General features: G+C 63.3%; 18 protein-coding genes and 1 pseudogene. 6 read left to right on the top strand and 13 right to left on the bottom strand.

The genetic code is table 11. From position 1 onward, the window contains the following. Positions 1-33 precede the first annotated feature (33 nt). Positions 34-777: a class I SAM-dependent methyltransferase gene (locus Q0I65_RS04465; RefSeq protein WP_296060372.1), complete on the top strand. Its 744-nt coding sequence runs from the start codon at positions 34-36 to the stop codon at positions 775-777. Between the two features lie 200 nt (positions 778-977). On the opposite strand, the gene Q0I65_RS04470 is transcribed toward Q0I65_RS04465, so the two are convergent. Further along, a complete protein-coding gene (locus tag Q0I65_RS04470; protein WP_296060374.1) occupies positions 978-1424 on the bottom strand; it encodes a MarR family transcriptional regulator in 447 nt (148 codons plus the stop codon). A gap of 340 nt (positions 1425-1764) precedes the next feature. Here Q0I65_RS04470 and Q0I65_RS04475 point away from each other — a divergent pair, with 340 nt between their 5' ends. After that, positions 1765-3135: an MFS transporter gene (locus Q0I65_RS04475; RefSeq protein WP_296060376.1), complete on the top strand. Its 1371-nt coding sequence runs from the start codon at positions 1765-1767 to the stop codon at positions 3133-3135. A 184-nt stretch (positions 3136-3319) separates the two neighbouring features. On the opposite strand, the gene tsaD is transcribed toward Q0I65_RS04475, so the two are convergent. Both tsaD and tsaE read right to left on the bottom strand, forming a co-directional pair. Continuing rightward, positions 3320-6274, bottom strand: coding sequence for a tRNA (adenosine(37)-N6)-threonylcarbamoyltransferase complex transferase subunit TsaD (tsaD, locus tag Q0I65_RS04480; RefSeq protein WP_296060378.1), 2955 nt, complete (start codon positions 6272-6274; stop codon positions 3320-3322). 63 nt (positions 6275-6337) lie between these two features. Further along, entirely contained in the window at positions 6338-6832 is a 495-nt protein-coding gene (gene tsaE / locus Q0I65_RS04485) for a tRNA (adenosine(37)-N6)-threonylcarbamoyltransferase complex ATPase subunit type 1 TsaE (RefSeq protein WP_296060382.1), read from the bottom strand. Between the two features lie 386 nt (positions 6833-7218). Between tsaE and Q0I65_RS04490 the strand changes: the two genes are divergently transcribed. After that, complete coding sequence (locus Q0I65_RS04490) at positions 7219-8301, top strand: Xaa-Pro peptidase family protein (RefSeq protein ID WP_296060384.1); 1083 nt, start codon at positions 7219-7221, stop codon at positions 8299-8301. 339 nt (positions 8302-8640) lie between these two features. On the opposite strand, the gene Q0I65_RS04495 is transcribed toward Q0I65_RS04490, so the two are convergent. The 4 genes from Q0I65_RS04495 to Q0I65_RS04510 form a co-directional block, all read right to left on the bottom strand. Beyond that, entirely contained in the window at positions 8641-9495 is an 855-nt protein-coding gene (locus tag Q0I65_RS04495; RefSeq protein ID WP_296060385.1) for a bifunctional 5,10-methylenetetrahydrofolate dehydrogenase/5,10-methenyltetrahydrofolate cyclohydrolase, read from the bottom strand. Between the two features lie 29 nt (positions 9496-9524). Then, on the bottom strand, positions 9525-10139 hold the full coding sequence (locus Q0I65_RS04500; protein ID WP_296060388.1) for a cyclodeaminase/cyclohydrolase family protein: 615 nt from the start codon (positions 10137-10139) through the stop codon (positions 9525-9527). A gap of 142 nt (positions 10140-10281) precedes the next feature. Further along, positions 10282-11970 (bottom strand): formate--tetrahydrofolate ligase, encoded by a 1689-nt coding sequence (locus Q0I65_RS04505; protein ID WP_296060391.1) that lies wholly within the window; start codon positions 11968-11970, stop codon positions 10282-10284. A gap of 21 nt (positions 11971-11991) precedes the next feature. Continuing rightward, the gene (locus Q0I65_RS04510; protein WP_296060392.1) at positions 11992-12771 is read right to left on the bottom strand and encodes a type III pantothenate kinase; all 780 of its coding nucleotides are present in this window, start codon (positions 12769-12771) and stop codon (positions 11992-11994) included. A 163-nt stretch (positions 12772-12934) separates the two neighbouring features. Between Q0I65_RS04510 and Q0I65_RS04515 the strand changes: the two genes are divergently transcribed. Both Q0I65_RS04515 and Q0I65_RS04520 read left to right on the top strand, forming a co-directional pair. Next, positions 12935-13630 (top strand): response regulator transcription factor, encoded by a 696-nt coding sequence (locus Q0I65_RS04515; RefSeq protein WP_296060394.1) that lies wholly within the window; start codon positions 12935-12937, stop codon positions 13628-13630. A 131-nt stretch (positions 13631-13761) separates the two neighbouring features. After that, on the top strand, positions 13762-14652 hold the full coding sequence (locus Q0I65_RS04520; protein ID WP_296060397.1) for a HAMP domain-containing sensor histidine kinase: 891 nt from the start codon (positions 13762-13764) through the stop codon (positions 14650-14652). A gap of 66 nt (positions 14653-14718) precedes the next feature. Here Q0I65_RS04520 and Q0I65_RS04525 read toward each other — a convergent pair whose 3' ends face one another. From Q0I65_RS04525 to Q0I65_RS04540, 4 genes are all read right to left on the bottom strand, one after another. Continuing rightward, positions 14719-15831 carry a beta-ketoacyl-ACP synthase III gene (locus Q0I65_RS04525; protein WP_296060400.1) on the bottom strand — a complete coding sequence of 371 codons (1113 nt, stop codon included), beginning with the start codon at positions 15829-15831 and terminating at the stop codon, positions 14719-14721. Between the two features lie 105 nt (positions 15832-15936). Next, positions 15937-16548 carry a biotin transporter BioY gene (locus tag Q0I65_RS04530; protein ID WP_296060402.1) on the bottom strand — a complete coding sequence of 204 codons (612 nt, stop codon included), beginning with the start codon at positions 16546-16548 and terminating at the stop codon, positions 15937-15939. Positions 16549-16770: 222 nt separating this feature from the next. Beyond that, positions 16771-18297 (bottom strand): MATE family efflux transporter, encoded by a 1527-nt coding sequence (locus tag Q0I65_RS04535; RefSeq protein WP_366513223.1) that lies wholly within the window; start codon positions 18295-18297, stop codon positions 16771-16773. Between the two features lie 278 nt (positions 18298-18575). After that, positions 18576-19502 (bottom strand): biotin--[acetyl-CoA-carboxylase] ligase, encoded by a 927-nt coding sequence (locus tag Q0I65_RS04540; protein ID WP_296060405.1) that lies wholly within the window; start codon positions 19500-19502, stop codon positions 18576-18578. A gap of 88 nt (positions 19503-19590) precedes the next feature. Between Q0I65_RS04540 and Q0I65_RS04545 the strand changes: the two genes are divergently transcribed. After that, on the top strand, positions 19591-20877 hold the full coding sequence (locus tag Q0I65_RS04545; protein WP_296060408.1) for a threonine/serine exporter ThrE family protein: 1287 nt from the start codon (positions 19591-19593) through the stop codon (positions 20875-20877). Positions 20878-21276: 399 nt separating this feature from the next. Here the strand turns inward: Q0I65_RS04545 and folP are convergent, their stop codons facing one another. Both folP and Q0I65_RS04555 read right to left on the bottom strand, forming a co-directional pair. Next, a complete protein-coding gene (gene folP / locus Q0I65_RS04550; protein WP_296060410.1) occupies positions 21277-22590 on the bottom strand; it encodes a dihydropteroate synthase in 1314 nt (437 codons plus the stop codon). Between the two features lie 11 nt (positions 22591-22601). Then, positions 22602-23498, bottom strand: a pseudogene (locus Q0I65_RS04555) (cell division protein FtsH); the annotation flags it as partial.

Raw genomic sequence — 23498 nt, forward strand, 5'->3', positions numbered from 1 at the left:
AAGCGAAAGCGTCACATCAGGAGCACGACCACCATGAGCATCGACACCGCAACGGGCAAGGAAGCGCCCGCCGAGATATCTTCCGAACGCGTGAAGGACATCTTCTCGTCCATCGCCAAGAAATATGAGCGATTCAACGCCGTATCGAGCTTCGGCGCCTACAAGTCCTGGCTTGCGGGAATGATGAGGCAGGCCCCCATCGAGCGGACCGATGACGTGCTCGACATCGCGGGCGGCACCGGGGACGTGACTTTCACGGTTGCGCGCACGAAGCATCCGCGCCATATCCAGTGCACCGACCTGGTCAACGAGATGCTCGACGTGGCCCGAGCGCACTACGCCGACGGCGCCGCGTGCGGCGTGCCCGTCGATTTCGAGGTGGTCGACGCGCAGGACATCCCCTACGCGGACGCGAGCTACGACGCGCTCACCATGGCATACGGCATCCGCAACATGCCCGACCGCCCACGCGCGCTCTCCGAGATGTTCCGTGTGCTGAAGCCGGGCGGGCATCTGGTGTGCCTGGAGTTCTCCACGCCGCCGAACGCGGTGTGGCGCGCGCTGTACAACTTCTACCTGAAGCACCTGATCCCCTTCTGGGGCGGCCTTATCACCGGGGACAAGGCAGGGTTTGTATACCTGTCGAAGTCCATCAAGGCGTTCCCGAACCAAGAGGGCCTCGCAAAGATGATGCGCGAGGCGGGATTCGTCGATGTCACCTGGAAGAACTACACCGGCGGCATCGCCGCGGTGCATGTGGCGAAAAAGCCCGAGTAACGACGAGGACTCCGCAGCGTGATGCGGGGCGCAACAACGAGGACCCCGCAGTTCAATGCGGGGTCCTCGTTTTGTAAGCGCTGGTGCGCGATACCCATGAAAGCTCCGCTGAAAGCAGCGCCTTTTAGGCTGAGCAGGCTGTCCGAGCGGCACCGCCCGCAGAGGACGGTGCGAACCGGACAGCTCGCGCAGCTTGACTTCTATTTGCCGCCGTCGAGATTGCTCTCGCTCCAGTGAGCAGAGAGCTTCTCGAGCAGGCTGATGAGCTCGGCCTTGTCGTCGTCGGAGAGAACCGAGAACAGCTGCTCGTTGTACTTCGTGCGCTCGCGGGAGCAGCGGCGGGCTTCCTTCTTGCCCTCCTCGGAAAGCGAGACGATTACCGAGCGACGATCCTTCTCGCTCGGGGTGCGCTCCACAAGACCTGCGCGATCAAGGCGAGCGATCTGCTCGGAGAGCGTCGCGGCGCGGACGTTCATGACCTCCGCAAGCTCACGCTGGCTCACCGGACCGGTTTTCAACAACGCCGACAGGGTGCCGGAACGCCCACCGGATCGATTTCCGCGATGGACAGCGACGTGCGCACAATGGTGGAACAAATCGACGAGCTGTGCATCCTTGTTCTTCGGCTTCTTACTCTGGGATGCCATGAGGTCTCCCTTCTCGTTTCGAGGCGGTGTTTTGACTTGCTCATTTGATACACTTTTTTCCCTTATGCAACAAGGTATCTAAGGTCACACTACACAGTTACCGCACAAAGTTGCGACTGGGACGAAAATGCACCAGCATCACCATACTTTACGTGTAATCGTAAAATTATTGTTGACGCATGCTTTCTCCAAAAATCGTCCATTTTTGCACGGGATGGGAACATCGTTTTCACCACTTATCATTAGATTCCTCCCAATATTGTCCCTTGTGCATCATCGCTCAGCTTGCGAATCTTTTGCACCATCTATGCAGATCTCGAGAAATCGCTATGATGGACACATGGGAAAACGAGCCTCGAAAACCGACGATTCGCGCAGGGAAAGCCCACGCGAGCAGCTATGGTCGACCACCTTCGTCTTGGTCGTCGTCTCGACGCTGTGCTGCTTCATGGTGGGCCAAGGGCTCAACTCGAGCACGTCGGTCTATGTCGCCCTCTACGGCGGAACCGCCGCGTACGCAGGCGTTTTGGGAGCCGTGTTTTCGGCTGCGGCGGCCGTCGTGCGCCTGCTCTCGGGGCCGCTGATCGACGGGCGCGGACGCCGCATCGTGATGCTCGTCGGGTTCGCCGTGCTCATCGTCGGGACCGTCGGCCCCCTGTTCACCCGCGACGTCGCGCCCTTCGTGGTGTTCCGCATCCTACAAGGAGCCGGCTTCTCGGCAGTGACCACCGCGTCGGCGACCGCCGCAGCCGATGCGCTTCCCGCGTCGCGCATGGGGGAAGGAATCGGCTACTACGGGCTTGGCCAGGCGCTTTCCATGTCGGTTGGACCCGCCCTCGCCCTCGCCCTCGTGTCGACCGACCCGCCTGAGAACCTTTTTATCGGCGTGACCGCGATCGCCGTGATCGGGCTTGCGATGATTTTCCTCTGCCGCTACGAGAAGCACCCCGAGATGCTGCCCGAGGGGGCGGTCTACCGGCGCAGGCTCGAGGAGAGGGAAAGCGAGGCAGCGCGGACGGAGACTGCCGAGGTTGCCGAGGCTGGCGGGCGAGCAGAGGCGGCCGAAGCAGCCGAAGCGACCACGTCAGCCGCGCAGTCCAGGATGGAAGGACAGCCAAAACGCGAGGGCATCGCCTCCCGCATCTTCGAGAAACATGCCCTCCCTGGCACGCTGCCCATGATCGTGCTCTCTCCGGCGTTCGGGTTCGTGATCTTCTTCGTCGGACTTTACGGCGCCTCGCTCAGCGTGGGGAGCGCGGGGCTGTTCTACACCCTGTCAGCCGTGAGTATGATTCTCGTGCGGCTGAAATCGGGCGCCTTCATGGACCGCTTCGCGCCCATCAAGATCCTGCCCTTCGCGCTGGCGTGCGGTCTCGTCGCGTTTGCCATGCTCGTCGCCTGCGGGACCGTTCTCGACGGCACGCCCGTGCGCGATGCGGTGTTCAACCTGTCGGGAATCGTATACGGCTTCTGCAGCGGCATCGCGCTGCCGCTCAACCAGTCGGTAGCGGTGAAGAACACGCCGCCCGAGCGATGGGGAGCCGCCAACGCGCTTTTCCAGCTCGCGAACGACGTCGGCATCGGGGGCGCCTGCGTGATCTGGGGAATCGTGAACGACTGCTTCGGGTTCCCCGTCACCATCTGCTGCGCGATGTGCTGCATCGTGGCGTCGTACTTCGTCGCACGGGCCGTCTATCCGAAGGAATCGTAGGGCACGAACAAAGACGGCCTTGTCAGGAGACGATTTCCCTCGCCCCATTCGTTCCCAGTAGCAGCACCGCGCCCTGCGCCCCGTTCACGACCGGCGGCAGCACCACGCCCTGTTCCCAGCGGCAGCACCGCACCCTGCGATAGCGCCCGGCGTCCCGAGCCTGGCGGCAGCAGCACCCTGCGCCCTAGTAGGGCTCGTCAAGGTTGACGTGCGCTTTCGCATCGAAGTCAAACGGGAAGAACCTTTCTTGCTTGAAGCGATCGAGCGCCACAAGCGCAATCATTCCCGCATTGTCGCCGCATGCCGAGAGGGGCGGCAGCACCAGGCGCACGCCCGCCTTCGAGCACATCTTCTCGTACGACGCGCGGAGCACGGGGTTCGCCGCGACGCCGCCGCCCACGCAAAGCGTGCGTGCGCCCGTCATCTCGAGAGCGCGTTTCGCCTTCGCCACCTGCACGTCGACCACCGCCGCCTCGAAGCTCGCGCAGATATCGGGCACGTTGAGCTCGCGCCCAGCCTCGCGCTCGCCGTTGATGTAGGTGACGACCGCCGTCTTCAGGCCCGAAAGCGAGAAGCGCAAGTCGCCCGAGTGCATCATCGCGCGCGGGAAGGCGATGGCGCGCGGATTGCCCTTCGCACCGTAACGCGAGATCACAGGCCCACCGGGATATCCCAGCCCGAGCGCCTTCGCGACCTTGTCGAACGCCTCGCCCACCGCGTCGTCGATGGTGGTGCCGAGCGTTTTGTAGTCGCCCCAGCCCTTCATGTGGACGAGCATGGTGTTGCCGCCCGACACGAGCGACACCACGGCAGGTGGGGTGAAATCGGGACACCCGATGCGATTGGCGTACAGGTGGCCTTCCAGGTGGTTTACGCCGATGAGCGGCACGTCCGCCGCCCACGCCGCGCCCTTCGCAAACGCCACGCCCACCACGAGCGCGCCGACGAGCCCAGGCGCATATGTGACGGCCACCGCGGAAAGATCGCGCCAGCGAAGCGATTCCATCCCGAGGTTTTTCGCCGCGACCTCGAGGCATTCGTCGCACACGCCGCAGATGGCCTCGATGTGCTTGCGGCTTGCGATTTCGGGAACGACGCCGCCGAAGCGCGCGTGGAAGTCGATCTGGCTTGCCACCACGTCCGAGGCAAGCGCCCCTTCCCCGTCGACGATCGCCGCGGCGGTCTCGTCGCATGAAGACTCGATCGCCAGGATGAGTGGGCGCGATACTCCCACCGCGCCGACTGCGGTCGCCTGCACGTCGTGCGAGGCGTCGACCTGCAGCTCCATGCCCGCGACCAGCCGCGACGACTCCTCGACAGGCTCCGCCGCACCCACGAGGGGAGCGAGGTCGCCCTGCATGATAAGCGCATCCTCGCGATCGGAGTAATAGCGGGGACGCGTGCCCACGGGCACGAGGCCAAGCGCCTTGTAGAGCGCCTGCGCGCCCTCGTTGCCCGCGCGGACCTCGAGCGAGACCGTCTGCGCACCGAGATTGCGCGCATCTGCCGCAACGTGCGCGAGCAGCTCGCGGGCGATGCCGCGGCGGCGCCACGCTGGATTCGTTCCCACTTTCAGGATCTGCACATCGCCGTCGACCACCCAGCCGCCGGCATACCCCACAAGCATGCCGACCTCACCAGGCTTGCCTTCGCTCGCGTACGCCGCCCACCAGGTGCGATCGCGCCGCGGGATCTCGTCGGCCACAAGCGCTTCGCTCCACGCATCGCTTCCCATGATGCGCGACTCGAGCGCCGCGACGCATCCCGCATGGGAAAGGTCGAGAGGCTTGTACGATATCCCCCGCTCATCGGGCGGAGCCACGAGAATAGACTGCTCGTGAAGCGTGGCGTGGTGTGCAGGCGAGGTCTCCTCGTAAGCGGGCGCCTTCCCCGCGAGCGAATGGACGAGCGACGGATGGGCCACCGCTTCGGCATCTTGGACGCCCGTGCGAAGGTTTGCATCGGGAACGCCCAGCGTCGCCGCGCCCTCGCGACCCGCGCTTCCGTGAGCCGCTCGCGCCGACCCTTCGCGAGCCGCACGAGCTGCACGGGCACGCTCGTTTTCCTCCGCGTCGGACAGGCGCGTGTACACGGGAAGCGCAAACGCCGGGTTATGTCGCACTGCATCGAACGGGTCGCATTCCCCGCTGTGCCACGCAGCCTGTAGAGCGAGGAGAAGCCCCGCGCCCGTCGGCGTCCACGTGTCCTCGGGAAGCACCTCCCCGCATGAAACGAACAGGTCCCTATATTTCTTCAACGCATCCCCCGCAAGGAGAAGCCGCTGAGCTGGAAGACTCGCAACGACGAGCTCGTCGGGAGTCGAAAGCTCCTGAGGGCGGGCGGTGTGCTCCGCGCGCAGTTCCGCAGCGCAGCGAGGACTGTTTGAGCACGGAGTATGCCGCCCGGCCTCAGGAGCGCCGGCGTCGGAGAGTCGCCCTTTGCCGTTATCCTCGGAATCGGAAGGCGACTGCGATTGAGCAGTGTGCTCCGCGCGCAGCTCCGCACGACGCGAACAGCCCAGTGAGCTGTTCGCCAAAGCAGAACCGCCGAGCAGCTGAAGAGCGCCGGAAGCGCCAGGAGTCGCCGCGTCGCATTCCGCAAGCTCTTCAGCCGCCAAGTCCGCCTTCACAACGCGATCGGCCTCGTGACGATGCGCGCCGGCGCCGTCAACGAGATAGCGAACGGGGTAGACCTCCTTGCGCATGGCGTCAGCCACCACGGCGACCTCGCCGCGTGCACCAGATTCCCAAACGCCCCAGGCCACCGCGTCGAGCGAGGACACGCCCACAAGCCCCACCTCGAGCGCGCTCGCGATGCCCTTCGCCGTCGCCATGGCGATGCGCACGCCGGTGAACGAGCCGGGGCCGCGCCCGACGCACACGCACGCGATGTCCTCGCGCGCGATCCCTCTTTCGGCGAGTAGCGCATCGATACGGGGAATGAGCTGGGTGTTCGATTGGCGGCGCGCCTCGATTTCAGCATGTGCGACAAGCTCGATCGCGCGCGCTTCCTCGTGAAGCATGCCCACGCCGATGGCAATCACCTCGTTGGCGGTGTCGAAGGCGAGCACGTAGGCGGGTTCGTGACGGGGCGCATCGACGCCAAGCGCAGCCGATGCTGGAGATTTCGTTTCGCTCATAGTATGCAATGTTTCCGTTTCAGAGGGAGAATCGTTCGTGCGCATGATAACGCACCGCGCGCGTCAGTTCAGCTTTGATGACGTTTTCACCAGATGAGAGCGCGAATCGTTCGACCATACGCACAGAAGCTGGCGCGCCCTGTCGCCGACGGAGTGAACCCGCACGACGCGAGACCCGTCGTCGCCGACGGTGATCGAAACATCGAGATAGCCATAGGGCAGTTCCTCGGGGAACTTCTCGCCCCATTCGAGGAACGCGACGCCATCGCCTTCGACGAGGTCATAATAGCCGACGTCTTCCAATTCCGAGGCGTCTTCCAAACGGTAAAGGTCGAAGTGGTAGAGCGGAACCGAGCCCGAGGAGTATTCAATCACGATGTTGAAGGTCGGGCTGACCACGTCGTCGGAAATGCCCAGGCCAACCGCGACACCCTGGACGAACTGCGTCTTCCCCGCGCCCAGATCACCCGAGAGCACCACGACATCGCCCGCGTGGAGATACGGCGCAAGCGTCTGGCCGAGCTTCTTGGTCGCCTCGGTGGAAGTGGTTTTCCGCATGTATGAAAGTCCGTTTGCCATGCGTCCATCATACGCCCTGCACCAGGCGGGCGGGGCAACCCGACAACAAACGCACGAAAGCGCACTTCCTTGGTGCCCTCCGCCGCGCAAGAGGCAAGCACCCCATCTGCCTGAGCCGAATCGCCTTCGATGTTCCGCCATGTTGGGCGCTGCCCCAACTCGCTCAAATGGCCACGAACAAGGGATTTTGCTCGCCCCGACGCCCGCCCGCACGATTCACGCTATAGTAAACGAAACTAATCCGCTCGTCGCAACGCGCATGGCGCAAACACCGCAGCCCATGCGTCGCAAGCGCCCCGATTTGCGCGCTGCGAGAGCTCAGGCCGCCGACGCCCGGTCGCGGCGCAACACGAGAAAGGACCACCATGTTCGAACAGCGCATAGAAACGGTTCGCCGCCGCCTCGGCGAGATGGGCCTCACGCAGATGATCGTGAGCGACCCGCGTTCCATCCAGTATCTCACCGGCGCTTACGTGGAACCGGGCGAGCGTTTCCTGGCGCTTGCGATCGTCGAGGGGAAAGCACCCATCCTCTTCTTGAACCGCCTGTTCACAGCCCCGAAGTCACTTCCCTGCGAAGTGTTTTCCTTCGACGATGTGGACAACCCGCTTCCCGAGGTTGCGAAGATGCTGCGCGCGGAGGAGACCTGCGGCGTCGACAAGAACCTCGCCGCCCGCTTCCTCGTGCCGCTGATGGAGGCGCATGCGGCGAAGTCCTTCGCCTTAGGTTCTCCCGCCGTCGATGGCGCGCGCGCCATCAAAAGCAACGAGGAGCAGAAGCTCATGCGCGCGGCATCGGCAACAAACGACCAGGCCATGGCACGTTTTCGCGAGCTCGTGCACGAGGGTGCGACCGAACGGGAAATCGCCGACAAGCTCGAGGGAATCTACCGCGAGCTAGGCGCTTCGGGACACTCTTTCGACCCGATCGTGAGCTTCGGCGCGAACGCCGCCGACCCGCACCATAGGCCCGACGGCACGAAGCTGAGAGCTGGCGACGTCGTGCTGTTCGACGTGGGATGCCGCCAAGACGAGTACTGCTCGGACATGACGCGCACGTTCTTCTGGAGCGAGCCGACCGCCAAGCAGCGCGAGGTGTACGAGCTGGTGCGCCGCGCAAACGAAGCGGGCCGTGCGGCGGTGCATCCCGGCGCGCGCTTCTGCGACATCGACAAGGCGGCGCGCAATGTCATCGCCGAAGCCGGCTACGGCGAGTTTTTCACCCATCGCTTGGGGCATCAGATTGGCCTCGACGAACACGAGCCAGGAGACGTATCGTCAGTTCATGACGAAAAAGTCCAGGTCGGGATGTGTTTTTCCATCGAGCCAGGGATCTATCTGCCAGGCGAGTTCGGCGTGCGCATCGAGGACTTGGTGTGCGTGACCGAAGACGGCTGCGAGGTGCTCAACAGCTACCCTCGCGAGCTCACGGTGCTGGGAAAGAAGTAGGGGGAAAGCTCTTTCATGTGACGATGCCCACCTCGCAGCACAGCGTCACCCCCCCCTTGTGGGATATTTGGGGGTGTCGTGGACAAAAAGCGCCGATATGTGAGTCGAAAGAAGCGTGACGAGAAAGATTTAACCTGCCAGCCTTACGTTTCCCCAGGTCAGATTTTATTGGGAGAAGTTAGCCTCAGAAAGCTCTTCACATATCGCGGCTTTTTGTCCACGGCGGCGCCGTTTCAGCGAAAAACCTCTTGTGGGAAGGAGCTATGAAGCAGTGGAAGAGCATGGGCGTCAGGGCGGTGGTGTCATTTCGCGAACCGCACAGCCGAAAGAAAGGGAGTTTTACTTCCCCGCCATCTTTTCGGCGGCCTCCACCACGTGCGCCATGGTGACGCTCGTCGTGACGGTGCCGATGCCGCCGGGAACAGGGGTGATGGCGTCGACGATGGGCTCGACCTCGTCGAAGTTCACATCGCCGCACAGCGTGCCGTGCGAATCGAAGTTGATGCCCACATCGAGCACCGTCTGCCCTGCGCGGAAATACTCCTTGCCGAACGCATGCGCGCGGCCCACGGCGCAGATGACGATGTCGGCCGTCCGGCACAGCTCGGGCAGGTTCTCGGTGCGCGAATGGCAGATGGTGACGCTCGCGTTGCGGCGCAGGAGCATCATCGAGACGGGCTTGCCCACCACAAGGCTGCGACCGATAACCACAACGTGCTTTCCCACCAGGGGAATCTTGTAGAAGTCGAGGATCTCCACGCACGCCTGCGCGGTGCAGGGGGGGAAGCCGTCGCTCGAGTCGGTGAACACGGAAGCAAGCGACGCGAGCGAGATGCCGTCGATATCCTTCTCCGGCGAAAGCATGTTGCACAGCGCCTTCTCGTCGAGAAAGCTCGGCAGAGGACGAAACATGAGGCAGCCGTGCACGGTCTTGTCGTAGTTGATGGACTGCAGCGTCGCCTGCACGGCGGCCTGCGGAGCCAGGTCGTCAAGCACGTAGGGCTTGGTGGAAAGCCCCAGGCTGGCGGCGCGCTTCTTCGCGGTGCGCTCGTAGGACAAATCGTCGGGGCGCTCCCCCATGCGCACGAGCGCGAGTGTGGGCTCGACGCCGCGCGATTTGAGCGCCTCGATGCGATTGCGCAGGTCGATCGCCATATGATCGACGACTGGTTTTCCTTTGAGAAGCGTTGCCATAATCCACCTTAACCCTTAAGGGCCCTTATTTATGAAACTTCCTTGACGACGAAATCGAACAGCTCGTCGCAGCGCTCGCGCGTCGTCGACGCGATCGCCGAAGCCTCCTCACGAACGCGGCGCGCCCTGCCAGCGTCGTCCATCGAAGCCGCGTTGATGCACACGTTCAAACTTGCGCCATCGACCGCAGCTCGGGCGAACGCGGCCGAAACACCCGCGTCTGACCTGGCCATTCGGCTGCCACGGTGAGCCAAGTAGTCGGCATGGTCGACCACGCGCACCACCGTGCGCATGATTTCAAGCGGCACCTCAGTCGCCCCGACAAGCGCCCGCTGGATCGCCTCCTGCTTCGCCGAAAGCTCTTCCGGCGTGCCCTTCGGCATGCGATACGCCGCCGCAAGCGGCTCGAACGCGCGCGCATCGGCGTCGACAAGCTCGATCAGGCGGGAGCGAAGCCCCTCAAGCTCGTCGAGGTGGCGAACGACCTCGCCCTCGACCTCGGCATACGTCTTCTTTCCCACCGTGAGATTGCCCACCATGGACGCGAGCGCCGCAGCGAGCGCACCGACGTACGCCGACGCCCCGCCCCCGCCGGGAGCGGGGGCCGCGGACGCAAGATCTTCAACGAAACGGGTGTCTACCATAAAAGCCTCTTCCTCGTTTCAAGCCCTCAAACTGATAGGGCGATTAGGGTACGGTAACCCACCATAGTTTCGAGTATGCAACGACTGCCACGAGCGCTCGCGCGCCACCGCGCGAGCGCAGAGTTGCCGAAGCGGGCGTTCCCTAGAACAACCCCGTGATCTTTCCGGTCTCGTCGACGTCGATCTTGAAGGCGGCAGGCGATTTGCCCAGGCCCGGCATCGTCATAATGTTACCCGTAAGCGCCACTACGAACCCAGCTCCGGCGCTCACCTTGACGTCGCGCACCGTGATGCGGAACCCGCGCGGCGCACCAAGCTTCTTCTGGTCGTCGCTGAAGCTGTACTGGGTCTTCGCCATGCACACAGGCATGTCGCCGAAACCGAGCTTCTCCAGTTTGGCTAGCTCCTTTGCCGCCTTGGCATCGAAATCCACCCCATCGGCGCGGTAGACGCGCACAGCGATCGCCTCGATCTTCTCGCGCAGGCTCAAATCGCTGTCGTAGGCGAACTGGAACGTGTCGGCGCCGCGGCCGGCCTCGTCGCCCTCGTTGCACAGGCGCACGACCTCGTCGGCCAGCGCCAGGCCGCCTTCGCCGCCCTTCGCCCACACCTCGGAGAGCGCCACGTTCACACCCAGCTCGCGGCACTTGTCCTCGACAAGCTTCAGTTCGGCCTCGGTGTCGGTCGGGAAGCGGTTGATCGCGACCACGCAGGGCAAGTTGAACACCTGGGTAATGTTCTCCACATGCTGCAGCAGGTTGGGAAGGCCCGCCTCAAGCGCCTCGAGGTTCTCCTCGTTGAGCTCGTCTTTCGCCACGCCGCCGTGGTTCTTGAGCGCGCGGACCGTGGCCACCACGACCACGGCGTCGGGCTTCAAGCCCGTCAAGCGGCACTTGATGTCGAGAAACTTCTCCGCGCCCAAATCGGCGCCGAAGCCAGCCTCAGTGATGGCGTAGTCGCCGAGCGCCAAAGCCATCCGCGTCGCCATGATGGAGTTGCAGCCATGCGCGATGTTGGCGAAGGGGCCGCCGTGGATGAACGCGGGCGTGCCCTCGAGCGTCTGCACGAGGTTCGGCTTGAGCGCGTCCTTGAGCAGCGCGGCCATGGCGCCTTCGGCGTGCAGATCGTGAGCGGTGACGGGCTGGTCGTCGAAGGTGTAGCCCACCACGATGCGGCCGAGACGCTCCTTCAGGTCGGTAATGCTGGTCGCCAGGCAGAAAATAGCCATGACCTCGGACGCCACGGTGATGTCGAAGCCGTCCTCGCGGGGCACACCGTTGGCTTTGCCGCCGAGGCCGTCGACGATGCTGCGCAGCTGCCGGTCGTTCATGTCGACCACGCGCTTCCAGGTGATTTTGCGCACATCGATGCCGAGCTGGTTGCCGTTGTGAATGTGCGCGTCGAGCATAGCCGCAAGCAGATTGTTCGCAGCACCGATGGCGTGGAAGTCGCCCGTGAAGTGCAAGTTAATATCTTCCATGGGAACGACCTGGGCATATCCGCCGCCTGCAGCGCCACCCTTGATACCGAACACGGGTCCCAGGCTCGGTTCGCGCAAAGCGACCATCACGTTCTCGCCGCGCTTCGCGAGCGCATCGGCCAGACCGACCGTCGTGGTGGTCTTGCCCTCGCCCGCCGGCGTGGGGTTGATCGCCGTCACGAGCACAAGCTTGCCCGGCGTATGCTCGTTCTCGCGCAGAAGGTTGTAGTCGACCTTCGCCTTGTACTTGCCGTACATCTCGAGATACTTGTCGTCGATACCCGCCTTCTCGGCAATCGCGTCGATGCGCTGAGGCTGCGCAGCCTGTGCGATTTCGATATCACTTTGCATGTCGACCCTTCCCTTCAGGTTTCACTTTCCCGTCTTGGTGCATTCAGCATACACAAGCCGCAGCCCAACGAGCGTCAGGTCGGGCTGGACGGCGGTGATGGTACGCGAGTGCTCGGCGATAAGAGGTGCGAGGCCACCCGTCGCGACGACCGGGGCGTCGTATCCAAGCTCCTCGACCACACGGCGCACGAGCCCGTCAGCGCGATCGGCCTCGCCGTAGACGATGCCCGCCTGCAAGGCCTCCTCGGTGTTGCGCCCGATGGCATGGCGAGGGTCGATCAAATCGATCGCAGCCAAGCGTGTAGCATGGGAAAACAGCGCCGACGCACCCGTCTGGACGCCTGGCGCGATGATGCCGCCCAGAAAGCGCCCCTGCTTGTCGACCACCTCGATGTTGGTCGCCGTGCCGAAGTCGACGACGATGACCGGCGCACCGAACAGCTCGCGCGCCGCAACGGCGTCGGCCACGCGGTCCGAGCCGATTTCACGCGGATTGGGGTAGTCCGCATCGAAAAGCGAACCCGCCGTCTTCGCCGAGCACACGACGGTGCTCACGCCCGCCAAATCCTGCACCACGCGCGTCCACGCACCCGTGAGCTGGGGAACCACCGACGCGAGTGCCGCGCCCGTGATGTCGCCCGCCCGAAGATTCTCGGACTGCAAAAGCGGCAGGAGCTTCACGCGCAGCTCGTCGGCGGTATGGTCGCGGTTGGTGGCGACGCGCCACATGCGGTCGAGGTTTTCCCCCTCGTAGATGCCGATGGCGGTCTGGGTGTTCCCCACGTCGATGACAAGTAACATGATTTTGACAGTCTCCCCTCGCCGTGCACGGCAAACGCGAATTGTCTATAGTGTTAGCTGGCATGATACTACCAGGAAAAGGCGCCCGAAGACGCCGCGAGCGCTGCCCGAGCGCGAACGGCGACGGCGGCAAGCGCCCAGAAGAACAACGAGGAGGAAGGCCATGTCCGATGCGTCCGCACGCATTCTCGTAGTCGACGACGAACCCTCCATCACGGAATTCGTCGGGTACGCGCTACGCAAGGAAGGATTCTCCGTCGACGTGGTCGACAACGGCGAGGACGCCCTTTCCCGCGCGATGAAAAACGACTACGACCTGTTTGTTCTCGATATCATGTTGCCGGGAATCGACGGCTACGAACTCTGTCGGCGGCTTCGCGCGCACACTTCGTCCCCCGTGCTGTTCCTCTCCGCGCGCGACTCCGAGCTCGACAAGGTCGTCGGTCTTGAAATCGGCGGCGACGACTACCTGTCCAAGCCCTTCGGCGTGCGCGAGCTGATTGCGCGCGTTCGCGCCCTTTTACGCCGCAGCCAGGGCGAGGATTTCGCGAAGGGGTCGAGCGCCATCACCGCCGGAGGCATCACCTTGAACGAGGACGCGCACACCGCGACCGGCGACGCGGGCGACATTGATTTGACCCCGCGCGAGTTCGAGCTGCTCGCGGCGCTGATGAAGAACGCCGGGAAGGTCGTTTCCCGCGAGGATCTGCTGCGCGATGCGTGGGGCTGGGAATACCTTACGGAAACGAAGACGGTCGACACGCACATCAAGAGGCTGCGTGATAAGATTTCGAGCGCCGGGTACGATCCCGGCCTCGTGGAAACGGTCCGCGGCTACGGATATAGGTTCAAGAAATAAAGCAACTGCAGACATATTTCGCGCTTCTCGCAACGCTGTTCGCCATCCTTGCGGCGGCCTTCGCAATCGCGGTCTCGCACTTCGCGTTCGGACTGAGGCCCCTGGCGTTTTTCCTTCTGGTGCCCGTCGCTGTGTTCACGTTCGCCTTTAGCCTGCTCATTGGGCATTTCCTCTCCGAGCCGCTCACCCGCTTGGCAGCGCGCCTTCGCGACTTCCGCACGGGAGACCCCGCGCCGGCGACTGTTCCCATCGATGGGCGCATCGAGGAAGTCGATCGGCTTACGGTGAGCGTGAACAGGCTTTCCGAGACCATCCGGACGCAGCAGGAAAGCCTCGCCTCGCGCGAAAGTCGTGAGAGCACGTTTGTGAGCGATGTGGCACACGAGCTGCGCACCCCGCTCACCGCGATTCGGGGGAACGCCGAGATGCTGTCGGACCCCGACCTGCCGCCCGCGATGCGTGAGAAGTTCACGGGCATCATCGTGGAGGAGAGCCGCCGCCTTTCGAACCTGGTGAACGACCTGCTCGCATTGCAGCGGCTGGAAAACGGCAACATCGCGACCGAGTTCTCGCGCGTCGACTTGGGGCAGGTGGCACGCGAAGTGGTGGACTCCCTTTCGCCGCTTTTGCGCGAGAGGGAGGCAAACTGCCAAGTCATAGGCGAGGCGCCCGACGTGCTCGGCAACCGTGACCGGTTAAAGCAGGTCGTGTTCAACTTGGTGGAAAATGCGAGCCGCTTCATCGAGCCGGGCGGGCACATCACCGTCGAGCTCATGGGAGCGAGAGGCAACTCTGTGCTCTCCGTGCGCGACGACGGCTGCGGCTTGGGCGATGCCGACCCGAAGCTTCTGTTCGACCGCTTCTATCGAGGCGACCCGTCGCGCAACCGCGGTACGGGAGGTACGGGGCTCGGGCTTGCCATCGTGAAGTCCGTCGTCGATGCGCACGACGGCACGGTCGAAGCGTTCAACCTGCCCGACGGAGGCGCCTGCTTCCTCGTGGCCATCCCCTCGATTGCGTAAGAGCGGTTCGAGACAAATCGGCAATGCCTTGAACCGCGCCCGCAAGACGGCTAAACCTCGGCTTGCTTATACCTCGTAGAGCACAGCGCCGCTGGTGAGGCCGCCGCCGAAGGCTACGAGAATCACCTTGTCGCCCTTTTGGATGCGCCCCGATTCGTATGCGTCGGAAAGCGCCATTGGCACGCAGGCGGAAGAAGCGTTCCCGCGATCGCCGATGGAAACCTGGAAGCGGTCGAGCGAAAGTCCGCAGCGCTTGGCGGCGTACTTGATGATGCGCTCGTTTGCCTGATGGGGCACGATAAGCTTCACGTCGTCGATGTCCACGTCGGCGCGCTTGCACACCTTGTCAATGGCGTTGCCCATCGCATTGGCCGCGAACTTGAAGATGGTCTGCCCGTGCATAAAGAGGGACTGGCGCGGACGACCGGCAGCGACGGCCTCGGTCACGCCAAGCTCCTCGTCGATGCGCGCATTGCCCGGGTCGCCCGCAACGGCGGCCTCCTTTGAAACGCCGTTCACGTCGAAAGGCTGAGGGGAATCGAACGCGGAGGGGCAGGTGAGCGCATTGGTGTCGTCATCGTCGTTCTTCGTGAAAGTGGCGAGCACGCCCGCACGGTCCTCGTCCCATTCGACCACGGCAGCCCCGCCGCCATCGCCGAAGAGCACGCAGGTCGTGCGGTCCTCCCAGTTGGTGATGCGCGTCAGGCGCTCGGAGCCGATCACGAGCGCACGGCGAACCTTGTTGCGACGGCCGGCGCCCGCAACGCCCGCCGCGCTTGCCGCCATCATGGATTCCGCCACGCTCATCGCGTAGATGAAACCCGAGCACGCGGCGTTCACGTCGAAAGCCACGGCGTTCACCAGGCCCAGGCGACGGCGGACGAGCGCCGCGCACGAGGGCACGAGCACATCGGGCGTGCAGGTGGAATACACCACGAGGTCGATGGACTCAGGGTCGATAGGAGCCTCGCAATAGCCGCCTTCGGCAAGGCCCATCGCCTGACGCGCGGCAGCTTCAGCCAGATCGACGTTCGTTTCCTCGACGGCGATGCGACGGGACTTGATGCCCGTGCGCGTGGTGATCCACTCGTCGCTCGTGTCGACAAGCTGGGTAAGGTCGTCGTTCGCGACGGCAAGCGCGGGAAGGGATTTCCCGCAACCGATGATTGCGCAGCCCACTAGTCACTCCCTCATAGAAAGCGCAGGCGAAAATCGCCTGCGCATGATGATTGCCTGTTTCCAAGCGATTATAGCACGCACCCCAAATGTGCGAGGAATGGGTATTTATCGAACCGCGGCCTTCACAGCGCGAGCACACGCGACAGCGGCGAGGATCTTCAGCACGTCGACCACCACGAAGGGCGCCACGCCGGCGAGGAACGCGGCTTCAGGCGAGATGCCCATAACGAGCATCAGCTGCAGCCAGCCGCAGAAGTACGCGATCGCAGTGAACACGAGGCCTGCAACGATTTCGGCGGCGGCGTTCTTCAGGAACGCAACGAAACCGCGCTGCTCGGAGGCGCCGGCCTTGTCGGCTGCGCCCATGCGGCGACGCAACACGTAGAGTAGCCCCGCGGCAGCGGCGACGCCGAAGATGTAGCCCCACAGAAAGCCGCCGGTCGGGCCCATGAGCTTGGCGATTCCGCCGCTCATGCCGGAGAACACCGGTAGGCCGATGGCGCCGAGCGCGAGATACAGCACGATGGCGGCGATGCACTCCTTCGGGGAGAGCATCACGATGGCGAAGGTGATGGCAAACATCTGCAGCGTGAAAGGAACCGGGCCGAGCGGCACGGTAACCCATGCGGACACCGCCATGATGGCGACGGCCAGGCCCACGAACGCGATTGAGCGGGTGCGCGACGCCGCGCTGGCGCCCTTCTTAACTTGTTCCACTTGCTGTACCTCTTTCGGGTCAGATGACAATAACGTTGAAACTCTACCAGTCAACTTCGAATTACGTGGTTCGAACGCGGAATTCCACAAGAAAGTTAGCTTGCGCAGGGCCTGCTGCCCCGCTCACCCCAGCCCAGGGCCCCGGCGCCACGCCGCCCCAGAGCCTTGGCACTCCCCCACGGCAACGAGCGACATGCAGCCCTCGGAACGCGCGCAAGACGCCTAGTACTTCGAGGTAATCTTCCCGCTCTCGACGTCTTTCAAGCGACGCATCTCGATTGCAATGAAGATGGCGACCGTGAAGATGGCGAGGAAGTCCGCCACCGGCGTCGCAATATAGAGGGCGTCCAAGCCCGTGAACTGCGGGAACCAACCAGGCAGCACCTCAGGCAGCCAGAACATGAGCGGCAAGAGGAACAGCACCTGACGCGTGAGCGAGAGGATCGTCGACTTCATCGGCTGGCCGGTCGCCTGGAAGTAGTTCGAGCCCACAATCTGGAAGCCCACGAAAGGAAGCATGAGCAGCTGGACCTTCAGCGCGAAGATGGTGAACTCGGCGAGCGACGCGTTCGTGATGCCGAACAGGCCCACGATCTGGTTCGGGAACAGGTGCACGAGCACCCACATCATAACGGCGAGCGAGGTGGCGAACGCCACACCCAGCCAGAGCGTCTTGCGCACGCGCGCGATGATCTTCGCGCCGTAGTTGAACCCGAGCAGCGGCTGGATAGCAATCGAGACGCCGACGAGCGGCATCACCGTGAACATGGCGATGCGCTGCACGACGCCGATGGAGGCGAGCGCGCCCTCGGCGCCGATAGCGCTCACACTGCCGTACTTCACCAGCAGGAAGTTCACGGCGAAGTTCACGACCGCGGCACCTGCCTGAACGGCAAAGCTCGCAAGGCCGAGCGAGAGGATGGCGCGGATGATCTTCGCGTGGGGACGCATGCAGTGCAGATGAAGCTTGAGCGGCGCGTTCTTCGTGAATATGAAAAACCACAGCACCGAGACGCACGACGCAGCTTGGCCGATCAGCGTGGCGTAAGCGGACCCAGCTACGCCCCAGCCAAGCTTCAAAACGAAGATATAGTTGAAGATGGTGCAGACCACCGCGCCGATGACCATGGTCAGAAGCGCGCGGTTGGGGGCGCCCGCCGTGCGGATGAAGTTGTTCACGCCCATGCCGATCATCTGCAACACGAAACCGAAGCTCAGGATCTGGATGAACGTCGCAGCGTACGGACGCACCTCGTCGGTCGCGCTCGAGAAGGTAAGGAACGCATCGAGCAGCGGCGGGTATGCCGCGATGGCGGCGATGATGATCCAGAGGATAATGCCAAGCGTCACGGTGTTGCCAAGGCTGATTTCCGCATCCGCTTTGCGCCCTTCGCCCAAACGCAATGCGGCAAGCGCGTTGCCGCCGTTGCCGACAAGCATCGCGAGCGCCATGAACACGATCATGAGCGGCGCCGCGACCGTTGCCGCCGACAGGCCGATTTCCCCCATCGCCTGCCCGAGGAAGATGGAGTCGATCAGGTTGTACGCCGCGTTCACCAGCATGCCCAGGATAGCGGGAATAGCGAACTCGGTGATGAGCCGCGGAAGGGACGCCGTGCCCATGCGGGTGACGCGATCATTGCCCTGCGGCTTGCGCGCGGGAGTTCCTTTAGGAGAAGAGGGGGTGCCCACCGAGGTTTCGGGGGTCGATTTCAAGGATTGGCCACGTTGTTCTTCTTGTGCCGTCATATGCATACCTCATGCTTCAATCGTCTCATTTGCCATTTTTCGGAAACACACGATTGTATGCATATCTGCGCATAAGAAGGAACAGTTTATCACGCCCACCGCGCGAAAGCGACGGCAAACGGAAGGCGAAATGGGAAGGCGGGGAACCCGAAGCGGCCACGCAAGACGGGAAGCGCGCCGTGGAGTACGCAAGATGAGGCGTGCGCCGCGAGCCATGCATGCTGCGACGTGCACCGCGACCACGCACAACACGACGTGCACTGTGGCGCTCGGGCTCGCTAAAGCAGGTGCACCTCGCCCGAAGCGACGGCTTTCGTCTCGCCGTCTTCCAGTCGAAGAATCAGCCGCCCGGACGCGTCGACTCCGCGCACCGTGCCCTCGCAGACGACTTCCCCCAGCTGGTTGGTCATACGGACGAAACGCCCCTCGAGCATCGAATGCTCGGCGAACTCGCCCGAAAGCGCTGCGAACCCGCCGTCGCACCAGCGGCGATACAGGGGCTCGAACTCGTGGAGAACCGCATCGCCCACGGCATTGATCGCAGCTTCGCGCTCGCAGGTGAACCCGAAGCCAAGATCAGCCAGATACGCTGGCGCGTTCTTCCCGCCGACTTTCATCGCGTCCTCGGGCGGCTCGACGTTCACGCCGATTCCCACGCATATCCCACCTGCATGGACCTCCGAGGAGATGCCGGCAAGCTTGGAATAGAGGTCTTTGATGCTTGCAAGCTTCTCTTCCCCCGCCTGGAGCCCCTGAGTTTGGCGGGGATGCGCCACGCGCAGTTCCGCAGCGAAGCGAGGACTGTCTGAGCATGGCGTATTCTCGCCGAACTCAGGGGTGGTATCGCAGGTTGACGAAGGCGCGCAGGCCTCGCATTCCCCGCCCACCAGCACGACATCGTTCGGCCACTTGATGCAGATGCGGCGCGCCTGGTCGTCCACGACAAGGCTCGCCAGCGCGCGGCGCACCGCGATTGCGACGACGAGCGCCAGCGTGGGAAGCTCGCGCATGTCGACCTCGGGACGCAGAAGAATCGACTCGTACATGCCGCCGCGAGGGCTCTTCCATGCACGGCCCTGTCGCCCATAGCCGCCAGTTTGACGATATGCCCTGATGGCGAGCCCTTCCGGTTCACCATCCTCAATCGCACGCTTAATCACCTCATTGGTGGAGTCCACCGATTCGAGCACCTGCAAGCGAAACACCGCACCGCTTCCTTTCCCGCGTCATCTTCCTCACGCATTATGCCCGAAAACGGCGGGTTGTGCAGCTTGCTCGCGTATAATGGCAGCCATGGAAAACCACAGCGACATACTCTACGAGCTTTTGAACATGGGCGAGGCCATGCTACTCGCGGGCGCCGAGGTGAGCCGCGTGGAAAGCACGCTTTCCAACGTCGGTCGCGCCTTTGGTGCGAGCGCCATGAACGTGTTCGCGATCACCGCAACGCTTGTCGTCACAATGGATTTCCCCGATGGCGAGCGCCTCACGCAAACGCGGCGCATCGTCGCGCCGGGACCGACGGACTACCGCGTCGTCGCCGCCTTCCACAAACTCGGGAAGCAATGCTGTAAGAAGACCCCGAGCGTCAAGGAGCTCGCCGAGAGCATCAAGTGCTGCACCGAGCAACCCCCCGATCGTGCGACGTTCTACCTGGGGAGCATCTTCGCCGCATCGGGCTTCACCGTGTTTTTCGGCGGCACGGCAGTCGATGCCCTTTTCGCCGCAGTGTTCGCTGTGCTCATCTGCCTTTTGCAAGAGAAGCTCGCGCCACGCTGTCCCAACATGCTCATGTTCAACCTGCTGTGCTCGTTTCTCGCCGGCGTGGGAACGTGCGCGAGCGTTGCGTTCGTCGAGGCTATTGCGGCGGGCATTCTCGGCGTGGATATCAGCAGCGCGAACGCGCTTCAGGGCGCCAACCCGCTCATCCACCTGGACAAGATTCTCATCGGCGAGGTCATGCTGCTGATTCCCGGCATCTTCATGACGAACGCTATCCACGACATGCTCGTCGGCGACACCGTGGCCGGCACCATGCGCTTTGTGGAAACGATGCTGTGGGCGGTGGCGCTGGCGGGCGGGTTCATGACCGCAATCTTCCTGTTCGACGGAAGCCACAACGTCGGCCCCGGGTTCGAGCTCAACTGGATGGGTGTTACCGCCCAGCTCATAGCAGCGTTTTTCGGCGCGGCGGGTTTCGCGATGATCTTTCACCTGCCCCGCAAGTATCTCGCAGCCGCATCGATCGGCGGCATCCTCAGCTGGGCGATCTATCTGGCCGTCGGGTGCGTGTCGAACAGCGTGTTCTTCCCCGCGCTCGTCGCGAGTGCCTTTTCCGCGCTGTATTCCGAAGCGCTCGCCCAGTGGCGCGATATTCCCTCGCTGCTGTTCGTGATTCCCTCCGTCGTGCCGCTCATTCCCGGCGCCCCGCTGTACTACACGATGAGCTTCGCTGTGGCAGCCGACTGGACGCAAGTGGCGGCCTATGCGATGAGGACGGGGCAGTTTGCCCTGGGAATTGCCGTCGGCATGTGCGTGACCTGGCTGTTCGCAAGCCTCTTGAAGCCCAAATCGCGATAGGGAGTCCACTTGTCAAGCGAGGGAGGGAGACCTGCCAGAAATCGGGTGGTTTTCATCATCTGAAAGGGGCGAGGTGGGTAATGGGGAGAACATCTCGGGCGCTTGCACTAATTCGACCTGGTCTTTTGGTCCTGCGTTGCGAGGAGACATCATAGGCTGGGCTGGATTGGGCAGCGGATTGCCTGCCAGATGATGAAAACTGCCGATTTTCTGGCAGTTACCCCCTCGTTTTCCGCAAAGCCCAGCACATTTTCGCAGAACATAATTGGGGACTGTCATCAGGTGTAATACCTTCGCCGACTCGTTCACGAAAGCACCGCGCCCACAAGAATCAAAAATCCCGCCATCGAGGTGCTCGGTGGCGGGATTGCTGATTGAGGAAACTCAAGCGGGCCGTGCTTACAGCTTCACGGCGCGGCCGACGCGTTGGTCCTCGGGAACGCTCGCAACGGGCGTGCCGTCGGCGAGAACGTGGTTGGGAGAAATCTCGAGCAGAGGCTTCACCACGAAGTCGCGCTCGCAGATGCGCGGGTGCGGCAGCGTGAGCACATCGTTATCCACCACATAGAGCTGGTAGTCAAGGATGTCGACATCGCAGGTGCGCGGGCCGTTCTCGATTTCGCGCACGCGGCCCAGGCTGTTCTCGATTGCGTGCAGGTATTCCAGCAGCTCCTTCGGCGCCACGCCCGTGCGCATGAGCACAACGGCGTTCACGAACGGCTCCTGGTCGAGATAGTACGCAGGCTCGCTCTCGTAGTAGCTCGACACATCGACGATTTGCGAGTCGGGAATCATGCATAGCTGGCCGATCGCATGCTCGATCTGGGCGATCTTGCCCTCGCGCTCCTCGCCAGGCTCCGCAACGAGCGCCACGTTGCAGCCCAGCCCCAGGTAGCAATAGGGGCGCAAATCCTTCAGCGCCTTCACGGTTTCTTCCACGTTGTGGGCACGCACCACGCCCGCGCCCAGCTCGCACGCCATGAGCGCCTCAGCCGCAGATGCGCGATCGCGGTCGTGAGGGTCCTCGATTCCGTAGGCCTCGCCGATGTAGCTCTTGCGCGAAACCGCGACCATCGAGGGGTAGCCCAGACGCGCAATCTCGTGGAAGTTGCGCATGAGCTCCATGGTTTGCGAAGCGGTCTTGCCGAACCCAGGGCCGGGGTCGAGGCAGATTCGGTCGTGCGCGATGCCCGCCGCTTCCAGTTCTTCCGCACGTTTTGCCAGGTAATCGCGCACTTCTACGACAACGTCGTCGTAGACGGGGTCATTCTGCATGGTGCGTGGCTCGCCCTTCATGTGCATGACGACGAGGCCTGCGTCGCACAAGCGTGCAACCTCGACCATCGCAGGGTCGCGGAAGCCCGACACGTCGTTGATGATGGCGGCACCCGCTTCCACACAAGCGCGCGCGACCTCGGCGTGGCGCGTATCGATGCTCACGCAGATGCCCGCCTGGGCAAGCTCGCGCACAACTTCAACAGTGCGCGAAAGCTCTTCTGCGACCGACACCTCGGCGGAGCCGGGACGCGTGGACTCGCCGCCCACGTCGATAATCTTCGCACCCGCGTCAATCATGCTCTTCGCGTGCGCGATCGCCGCGTCGTGCGTGTTGTGCTCTCCCCCGTCGGAGAACGAATCGGGCGTGACATTCAAGATGCCCATCACGATGGGCATCTTGACGTCGAAGCTATACGAGGCACATTGCCAATTCACGTATGCGCTCCTTAATGTTTGCTGTCCTTGTCGTCTTTGCCATGGTCGCCGTGACCGGCATGGTCGCCATGGGCAATATCGCGAAACCCAGCCTCGAGGTCGCTCAAGATCCCATGAGGCGTGAACGCGTCGGTGTGCTTGGCCTCCACGTTGGTCGGTGCACCGTCGGGGCCGTCCACATCATTGCCGCCCATCGCGTTGCCGTTCCAATTCGGGTCGGCAAGCTTGGCGTCGCGTTCGCGGGCCTCGGCCTCTTCGCGGTCCTTCTTCGCGGTGATCTCGTCCTCGTGCTCGAGGTACTCGCTCCAGCGGTTGTCGAGAAGCGCCTGACAGGCAGCACCATCGACCGTCTCGCGCTCCAGAAGCACGCTCGCCATGAGGTCCATCTGCTCACGATGCGAGCTCAAGATCTCGTAAGCGCGGTCGTGCGCTTCCTTCATGATACGCGCAACCTCGTCGTCGATGCGGCGCGCCGTCTCCTCGGAGTAATCCTGCGTGTTGCCGTAGTCGCGGCCGAGGAACACCTCGTGGTTGGGCTGGCCGAACACCTGCGTGCCGAGCGCCGCGGACATGCCGTACTGCGTCACCATCGCACGCGCCATCTTCGTCGCACGCTCGAGGTCGTTGCTTGCGCCCGTGGTCACGTCGTCGCAGAAGATTTCCTCCGCCACGCGACCGCCCATGAAGACCGCCAGCTCGTCGCGCATCTCGCCCACAGTGTTCAAGACCTTGTCCTCCTTGGGGATGGACAGGGTATAACCGAGCGCGCGACCGCGGGAGATAATCGAAATCTTGTGCACCGGGTCGGCATGCGGAAGCAGGTGGCCCACAAGGGCATGGCCGCTCTCGTGGTAGGCGATGGTGTGCTTGGTGATTTCGTCCATCACGCGGCCCTTGCGCTCGGGGCC

Source organism: uncultured Ellagibacter sp. (genome assembly GCF_934643285.1).
GTDB lineage: Bacteria > Actinomycetota > Coriobacteriia > Coriobacteriales > Eggerthellaceae > Ellagibacter.